Annotated in this window: 7 protein-coding genes; 4 read left to right on the forward strand and 3 right to left on the reverse strand. The window is 70.3% G+C overall.

Features of this window, described 5'->3' with window-relative positions; translation table 11 throughout:
* Nucleotides 1–87: 87 nt before the first annotated feature.
* The gene (locus NGF19_RS23785) at nt 88–579 is read left to right on the forward strand and encodes a MarR family winged helix-turn-helix transcriptional regulator (protein WP_252427315.1); all 492 of its coding nucleotides are present in this window, start codon (nt 88–90) and stop codon (nt 577–579) included.
* Here NGF19_RS23785 and NGF19_RS23790 read toward each other — a convergent pair.
* Nucleotides 576–1,343: a hypothetical protein gene (locus tag NGF19_RS23790; RefSeq protein ID WP_308288522.1), complete on the reverse strand. Its 768-nt coding sequence runs from the start codon at nt 1,341–1,343 to the stop codon at nt 576–578. The two genes, NGF19_RS23785 and NGF19_RS23790, sit on opposite strands and share 4 nt — an antisense overlap.
* Before the next feature lie 562 nt (nt 1,344–1,905).
* Here NGF19_RS23790 and NGF19_RS23795 point away from each other — a divergent pair.
* Nucleotides 1,906–2,376, forward strand: coding sequence for a DUF5709 domain-containing protein (locus NGF19_RS23795; protein ID WP_252427317.1), 471 nt, complete (start codon nt 1,906–1,908; stop codon nt 2,374–2,376).
* A 55-nt stretch (nt 2,377–2,431) separates the two neighbouring features.
* Here the strand turns inward: NGF19_RS23795 and NGF19_RS23800 are convergent, their stop codons facing one another.
* Complete coding sequence (locus tag NGF19_RS23800; protein ID WP_252427318.1) at nt 2,432–3,226, reverse strand: metal-dependent hydrolase; 795 nt, start codon at nt 3,224–3,226, stop codon at nt 2,432–2,434.
* A 146-nt stretch (nt 3,227–3,372) separates the two neighbouring features.
* Here NGF19_RS23800 and NGF19_RS23805 point away from each other — a divergent pair, with 146 nt between their 5' ends.
* Nucleotides 3,373–5,886 carry a DEAD/DEAH box helicase gene (locus tag NGF19_RS23805; protein WP_252427319.1) on the forward strand — a complete coding sequence of 838 codons (2,514 nt, stop codon included), beginning with the start codon at nt 3,373–3,375 and terminating at the stop codon, nt 5,884–5,886.
* Between the two features lie 37 nt (nt 5,887–5,923).
* Complete coding sequence (locus NGF19_RS23810) at nt 5,924–6,793, forward strand: acyl-CoA thioesterase (RefSeq protein WP_252427320.1); 870 nt, start codon at nt 5,924–5,926, stop codon at nt 6,791–6,793.
* 46 nt (nt 6,794–6,839) lie between these two features.
* Here NGF19_RS23810 and NGF19_RS23815 read toward each other — a convergent pair whose 3' ends face one another.
* The gene (locus NGF19_RS23815; RefSeq protein ID WP_252427321.1) at nt 6,840–7,763 is read right to left on the reverse strand and encodes a TetR/AcrR family transcriptional regulator; all 924 of its coding nucleotides are present in this window, start codon (nt 7,761–7,763) and stop codon (nt 6,840–6,842) included.
* Nucleotides 7,764–7,879: the final 116 nt, after the last annotated feature.

Consider the following 7,879-nt stretch of genomic DNA (forward strand, 5'->3'; position numbering starts at 1 on the left):
GCGCGGCAACGGCAGAGCGGCCGATTACGGATCCTAGCTCATTGTTACCTATGCTCACAATGAACGGGGTCCTGATATGGTGCCCGTATGACCACTGGCGATCCCGACGGCCTGCTCGCGGAGCAGCTTCTGCGACTCACCCGCCGCATGCATCGCGTCCAGAAGCACCACCTCGCGCAGAGCGACCTCGGCATCACACCGGCTCAGTCCCGGCTGCTGCGCACCCTCGCCCACGTGGGCTCACCACCCCGCATGGCGGACCTCGCCGAGCTGCTGGAGGTGGTGCCGCGGGCGGTGACCACGCTGGTCGACGGCCTGGAGGCGAGCGGCAGGGTGCGCCGGGTGCCCGATCCTGCCAATCGCCGGGTGATCCGGATCGAGGTCACGGACGAGGGCCGCGAGGCGCTGCGCACGCTGCACGAAGCGCGCAGGTCCGCGGCCAAGGAGATCCTCGCTCCGCTGACGGACGAGCAGCGCGAGACGCTCGGCGGTCTGCTCGACACCCTGTTCGACGGCGAGCCGCTCCCCGAGAGTCATCACGGCCGTCACGGCGATCACGGGGAACGGAGCCGGGCCTAGGACATCAGGGCTTCCCTGTCTCCCATGACCACCACGGGGTCCTGTGCCGGGTCGAGTGTGCGCAGCAGGTGGGTGATGCCCTCCTCGGGCAGGCTGACGCAGGCCAACGTGCCGTCGCCGTGGTCCAGATGCATCCAGATGCCGCCGCCCTTCGTCTGTCCCTCGGGGCGGGTCGGGTCGTTCGGCGGCGTACCCGGGACCCGGTTGTAGTCGACGGCGATGACGTAGTAGAAGTCGCGCCTGTGGGCCTCGCCCCAACTCCGCGGCACCTCATAGGCCTCGCTCTGCGAGTACGGGAGCCGGGTACCGGGGTCCGCGAGGACACCGCCCGCGTCGCTGAGCGTGAACACGCCCACCGGGCTGCGCATGTCGTCCTCGTGATGGTCCGTCGTCCAGCCCTTCCGGCCGTTGTGCCCGCGCCAGCGCCCGGCCTCGCTCCAGACGGAGCCGTACTTCGCATAGAGGACGATCGTGGAGTTCGGCGAGTCCTCGCCGTCGCCGTACACCGCCACCACCTGGCGCGAATCCGTGGGGATCTGTCCGTACAGCCAGTCGCCGATGCCGGGGATACGAGTCGGACCGGCCGCGGGGGCGGACGCGCTGCCACCTCTGCTTCCCGGCTCGGCACCGGGAACTGACGCGCTGCCACCTCTGCTTCCCGGGCCGCCGTGCTCCAGGCGCTGCCCGTCTCCCTTCGGCCCGCCGCAGGCCGCCAAGGACACCAGAAGCACGCCGCAGGCCGCCGCCACGGATCCTGAGCGCATCGCTCTACGCAGACCATCCCCTTGCATAAGTCATACGATCACACGGCCTTTCAGGCGTAGGGCGCATATGACTCTTTCAGTCGCGTGTCGGAGCTCGTGCCCTCGGGCTCGCGAGGCGGGCCGGATCGTGGTGATGGCGAGGGAGAACCGTTTGATACCACCGGCTGCACACCACCCATGACGCCGACGTCATCGCCGTCGTCGAGAACGGGCGGATCAGCGAGCCGGGCAGTCACGACGACCTGGTCGCCGCCGATGGTGCCTATGCGGCGCCGTGGCGGTCCTGGCACGGCTGACGTGGGACGACGGCGGCGCGGGCGGCGCTCCGGGACCTCGGCGGACGCCCGGTGGCCGCCCGCGCGTCGGCGTCCGGGGCCGCTGCTCCCCGCGCTGCCGTTGCGCGGGGGCAAAGGGGGGTGGAAGGCTGGATGTCGGTACCGGCGCGGGGAACGTCCCGGACCCGTCCGGTGCGCGGCGGCCCGGCTCGCGCCGAGCGGTCCCCGCCCCGCCGTGCCGTCCCGGACGGCGGCACCCGGTTCCGTAGCACCACCTGGAGGTACCCGTGGACAGCACCGACGGATGGGGAGACGACGTCTACCAGCCCGATGGATCCGAGGTGCAGGACGACGCGGGGCTGCTCGACGCCGAGGACACGCTGCTCGCCGACGGGGTCGGCGACCCGCTCGATCGGGGCTGGTCGCCTCCGGAGCGGCCGTGGGCGGTGGAGCACGAGGGCGTGACCGCGGCCGAGGGGAACCGCGGGGAGACCCTGGACCAGCGCCTCGCCGTGGAACTCCCGGACATCGCGGTTCCGGACGGCGACGGCATAGGGGACTGCCCCGACGGCGACGGCGAGCCTTGGGACAACGAGGTCGGCGCCGCCCGCTCCGGCCGTCTCGTCGCCCCCGACGAAGGGGCCCATGAGGACGAGGAGAGCGGTCTGATCGCCAGTGACGTCGGTGTGGACGGCGCGGCGGCCTCGGCCGAGGAGGCGGCCGTGCACATCGTCGACGAGGACTCGCTGTCCGGCTGACACCGCGACTGGCTGGGCCCGCCCCTTCTTCATGGCGCGGCGGCGCCGCGCCGCGTCAGACGACGTTGAGCGCGACCGCGCAGCCCACCCCGCCCAGCACCATGAACACCGGCATCAGCACCTTGAGCTCGACCCAACTGCCCGCCCGGAACCGCATCGCCTTCGGCGGGCCGAGGGGGTACCAGCGCTTGCGGCCCACCGGTATCGGCCACAGGATCGGGCATCCCGAGACGGTCAGCGCGTCCCCGAGGTCGTGCATCAGGGCGCCCAGGACGATCGGCAGGCCGAGCCAGAGGTACTCCTGCCCCGGCTCGCTGAACAGCCAGGTCGAGCCATTGCCCGGTTCGTCCAGGATGCCCGCCAGGATCCAGGCGGACGTCGCGGCCAGCAGCCACACCAGGACGTCACTGCTCGAACCGCGGGCCGCCCGCCACAGCAGTCCCTCGATGGCGAGCACCATGTGCACGAAGAGGATGGCCAGGACCGCCCAACGGCCGCCCGTGATGGCCAGGACCGAGGCGCCCGCGCCGATCAGCACGGCCCACAGCCAGGTGTGCGTCAACGTACGGTGACCGCCCGACCGGCGCGGGTCGCCCGCCTTCCGGGTCGCCTTGTAGACCGCGTACGACAGCTTGTCGACGATCTCGCACAGCCAGCGGGACACGGGTCCGAAGGCCGTCGAGATGGTGGCCGCCTTGTGATCCAGGTCCGGGGCCAGCGCGGCCCCCGCGCTGATCAGCGCACCGACGAGGAGGACCGGCCAGGGCATCGGATGACCCGCCGCCGCGGCGGCGGCGCCCACCCCGAGCCAGGCCGCGGCCCCCGACAGTGAGTGTGCTGGTCCCATCATGGCCGCTTCCCGCCCCATCCCTCTTGCAGCGCTGCCCAGTTGTCGACTCACGCTGACGCTTCCCAGGCGCCACAGCGTAGCGTTCGTGATCTTCCGACAGGCATCCGATTCCCCCATCCGGTGCGAGGACAGGCAAGATGGGGGGCGTGACCCTCATCGATCAGCTCCCGCAGACCGCAGACCCCGACGCCCTCTACGAAGCCTTCGAGTCGTGGGCGAGCGAGCGCGGCCTCACCCTGTACCCGCACCAGGAGGAGGCGCTGATCGAGGTGGTCTCGGGTGCGAACGTGATCGTGTCGACGCCCACCGGCTCCGGCAAGAGCATGATCGCCGCGGGCGCGCACTTCGCGGCGCTCGCCCGGGACGAGGTCACCTTCTACACCGCGCCGATCAAGGCGCTCGTCTCGGAGAAGTTCTTCGAGCTGTGCAAGCTCTTCGGTACCGAGAACGTCGGCATGCTCACCGGCGACGCCTCCGTCAACGCCGACGCACCGGTGATCTGCTGCACCGCCGAGGTCCTCGCGTCCATCGCGCTGCGCGACGGCAAGCAGGCGGATGTCGGCCAGGTCGTGATGGACGAGTTCCACTTCTACGCCGAGGGCGACCGGGGCTGGGCCTGGCAGATCCCGATCCTGGAGCTGCCGCAGGCCCAGTTCATCCTCATGTCGGCGACGCTCGGCGACGTCTCGATGTTCGAGAAGGACCTGACCCGCCGTACCGGCCGCCCGACCGCGGTGGTGCGCTCGGCGACCCGGCCGGTCCCGCTCTCGTACGAGTACCGGCTCACCCCGCTCACCGAGACGCTCACCGAACTCCTCCAGACCCGGCAGGCGCCCGTCTACATCGTCCACTTCACCCAGGCGCAGGCCGTGGAGCGGGCGCAGGCGCTGATGAGCATCAACATGTGCTCGCGCGAGGAGAAGGACGAGATCGCCAAGCTGATCGGCAGCTTCCGCTTCACCACCAAGTTCGGCCAGAACCTCTCCCGTTACGTACGCCACGGCATCGGCGTCCACCACGCGGGCATGCTGCCCAAGTACCGCCGTCTGGTGGAGAAGCTGGCCCAGGCCGGTCTGCTGAAGGTCATCTGCGGCACGGACACTCTCGGCGTCGGCGTCAACGTCCCCATCCGCACGGTGCTGTTCACGGCGCTGACCAAGTACGACGGCAGCAGGGTGCGCACCCTGCGCGCCCGTGAGTTCCACCAGATCGCCGGCCGGGCCGGGCGGGCCGGCTTCGACACGGCGGGTCTCGTCGTGGCGCAGGCGCCCGAGCACGTCATCGAGAACGAGAAGGCGCTCGCCAAGGCCGGTGACGATCCGAAGAAGCGCCGCAAGGTGGTGCGCAAGAAGGCACCGGAGGGCTTCGTCGGATGGACGGAGAACACCTTCGAGAAGCTGATCGCCGCCGACCCCGAGCCGCTCACCTCCCGGTTCCGGGTCACCCACACGATGCTGCTGTCGGTGATCGCCCGGCCGGGCAACGCCTTCGACGCCATGCGCCATCTGCTCGAGGACAACCACGAGCCGCGCAAGCAGCAGGTGCGGCACATCCGGCGCGCGATCGCGATCTACCGCTCGCTGCTGGACGGCGGGATCGTCGAGAAGCTGGACACGCCCGACGCCACCGGCCGTATCGCCCGCCTCACCGTCGATCTCCAGCAGGACTTCGCGCTCAACCAGCCGCTGTCGACCTTCGCGCTGGCCGCCTTCGAACTCCTCGACCCGGAGTCCCCGTCCTACGCCCTCGACATGGTCTCGGTCATCGAGTCCACGCTGGACGACCCGCGGCAGATCCTGGTCGCCCAGCAGAACAAGGCGCGCGGCGAGGCCGTGGCGGCGATGAAGGCGGACGGCGTCGAGTACGAGGAGCGCATGGAGCGCCTCCAGGACGTGACGTACCCCAAGCCGCTGGAGGAGCTGCTCTTCCACGCGTACAACACCTACCGCAAGAGCCACCCCTGGGTCGGCGACCATCCGCTGTCGCCGAAGTCGGTCATCCGCGACATGTACGAACGGGCGCTGTCCTTCACGGAGTTCGTGTCCTTCTACGAACTGGCCCGCACCGAGGGCATCGTGCTGCGCTACCTGGCCGGCGCCTACAAGGCCCTGGAGCACACCGTCCCGGACGACCTGAAGTCGGACGACCTGGAGGATCTGATCGCCTGGCTCGGTGAGATGGTGCGTCAGGTCGACTCCAGCCTGCTGGACGAATGGGAGCAGTTGGCCAACCCGGCGGAGATGACGGCCGAGGAGGCCCAGGAGAAGGCGGACGAGGTCAAGCCGGTCACGGCGAACGCGCGCGCCTTCCGCGTCCTGGTCCGCAACGCCATGTTCCGCCGGGTGGAGCTCGCCGCTCTCGACGCGGTCGACGAACTCGGCGAGTTGGACGCCGAGTCCGGCTGGGACGCCGAGGCGTGGGGCGCGGCCATGGACAAGTACTGGGACGAGTACGAGGACCTCGGCACCGGCCCCGACGCCCGCGGCCCGAAGCTCCTGATGATCGAGGAGGAGCCGGAGAACGGGCTGTGGCGCGTCCGGCAGACCTTCGCCGACCCGAACGGCGACCACGACTGGGGCATCAGCGCCGAGATCGATCTCACCGCCTCCGACGCCGAGGGCCGCGCCGTCGTCCGGGTCACCGACGTCGGGCAGCTCTGAGGTGTCGGCCGGCTCCGAGTCCAGGAGAACTTCACCCATGACGAACCCCGCCGAACGGCTCGTCGACCTGCTCGACCTGGAGCAGCTCGAGGTCGACATCTTCCGTGGCCGCAGCCCCCAGGAGTCCCTGCAACGGGTCTTCGGGGGTCAGGTGGCCGGCCAGGCGCTGGTCGCCGCCGGCCGCACCACGGACGGCGAACGGCCGGTGCACTCGCTGCACTCGTACTTCCTGCGTCCGGGGATACCGGGTGTGCCCATCGTGTACCAGGTCGAACGGGTGCGTGACGGCAGGTCGTTCACGACCCGCCAGGTCACGGCCGTGCAGCAGGGCCGCACGATCTTCACCCTGACCGCGTCCTTCCACAAGCCCGAAGTGGCGAGCTTCGAGCACCAGTTGCCGCCGGTACGCGAGGTGCCGCCGCCGGAGTCGCTGCCGACGGTGGCGCAAGAGGTCAGGGAGCATCTCGGCGCCCTGCCCGAGACGCTGGAGCGGATGGCCCGGCGGCAGCCCTTCGACATCCGCTATGTGGACCGGTTGCGCTGGAGCGCCGAGGAGACGAAGGACGCCGAGCCGCGCAGCGCGGTGTGGATGCGGGCGGTCGGCCCGCTGGGGGACGACCCGCTCGTCCACACCTGCGCGCTCACCTACGCGAGCGACATGACGCTCCTGGACGCCGTCCGTATCCCGGTCGAGCCGCTGTGGGGACCGCGCGGCTTCGACATGGCCTCGCTGGACCATGCCATGTGGTTCCACCGGCCGTTCCGCGCGGACGAGTGGTTCCTGTACGACCAGGAGTCACCGATCGCGGTGGGCGGCCGGGGCCTGGCCCGGGGGCGTATCTACGACACCGAAGGGCGTCTGCTCGTCTCGGTCGTCCAGGAGGGGCTGTTCCGCAAGCTGGGCTGACCTCGCTGGTGACCTGAGTCGGAGATTCTTGGGCCGGCTCAGGTCACTAGGACGTGAGGGGTGGTTCCTCTGCTCGGAACGGTCGTTGCAAGGTGCCCTTGCGGCGGGTGCGCCGTTGCTGTGGTGGAGGTGTGAGCGTGGTGCGGAGGGCCTCGATGCGTTCCTCGTCGAAGTGGACGTCGGGGTCGGCCTCGACGAACGTCATGGCGATACCGGCGAGCGCGAGGGCGAGCTGTGTCCAGTCGGCGGGTGCGGGCGCGCCGAACGGGTCGGTGTGGACGGTGTGGGTGGCCAGTTCGGGGCTGGCCGGCGCCATGATGACCATGCCACGGGTGGCGGCGGTGGTGAGCCGGGCGACATCGGCGAACGTGACCCGCAGTTCGGGGCGGAGACGGCAGCCCAGCAGCCGGGTGGTCCGCTCGTAGGCGGCGGCCAGCCCCGCGGTCATGTCGGCCTCGGCCTCGCGCAGGGAGGCCTGGATCTCGGTCCGCAAGTCGCTGTCGGCCAGGCTCAGGAAGGTGGCCTGCAGGGCGAGGTAGGTGCGCCACTCCGGGGAGTCGGAGAAGATCTGGAGCTCCTTGAGAGCCCCCTGGCGCAGCACCTCCGCCACCAGGGCGGTCCGCAGTCCGGGCTGTGCCACCCAGTCCAGCCGGTCGAGGATGACCTGGCGGACCGCCTCGGCCGTCTCCGGATCGGACACGCTGATGGCGGGCCCCGCGCCCCTGGCCAGTTCCTTCAGGAGGTCGCTGAAGAACAGGTCCTTGTAGGGCCAGCGGCGGTAGGCGGCGCTCCGGGCGACGCCTGCGTGGCGGATGACGTCCTCGAAGCTGATGTGGTCGAGGCCCACGGTCAGGCCGGAGCTGTTGATCATGCTCATCGCGGCCTGGAGCATGCGCTGCTCGGTCTCCTCGTCGGACAGTCTGCGCCGTCGACGAGACAGCCCGGACCCCATGGATGACACATCGGCCACGTCGTTCACCCCTCACGGTAACCACGGTCTGCAGAACGCTGCGCCGGTTCGACGGGCGAACGTCGACACCGCGCAAGCGCGGACGCTTGGTAGCCCCTTGATGCCGACTCTTGTGA

Origin of the sequence: Streptomyces macrolidinus, from assembly GCF_023887685.1 — a bacterium.
Classification (GTDB): domain Bacteria; phylum Actinomycetota; class Actinomycetes; order Streptomycetales; family Streptomycetaceae; genus Streptomyces; species Streptomyces macrolidinus.

Coding starts and splice junctions, on each gene's coding strand:
- NGF19_RS23790 (WP_308288522.1), bottom strand. CDS start 1,343: ATGCGCTCAGGATCCGTGGCGGCGGCCTGCGGCGTGCTTCTGGTGTCC.
- NGF19_RS23800 (WP_252427318.1), bottom strand. CDS start 3,226: ATGATGGGACCAGCACACTCACTGTCGGGGGCCGCGGCCTGGCTCGGG.
- NGF19_RS23810 (WP_252427320.1), top strand. CDS start 5,924: ATGACGAACCCCGCCGAACGGCTCGTCGACCTGCTCGACCTGGAGCAG.
- NGF19_RS23785 (WP_252427315.1), top strand. CDS start 88: ATGACCACTGGCGATCCCGACGGCCTGCTCGCGGAGCAGCTTCTGCGA.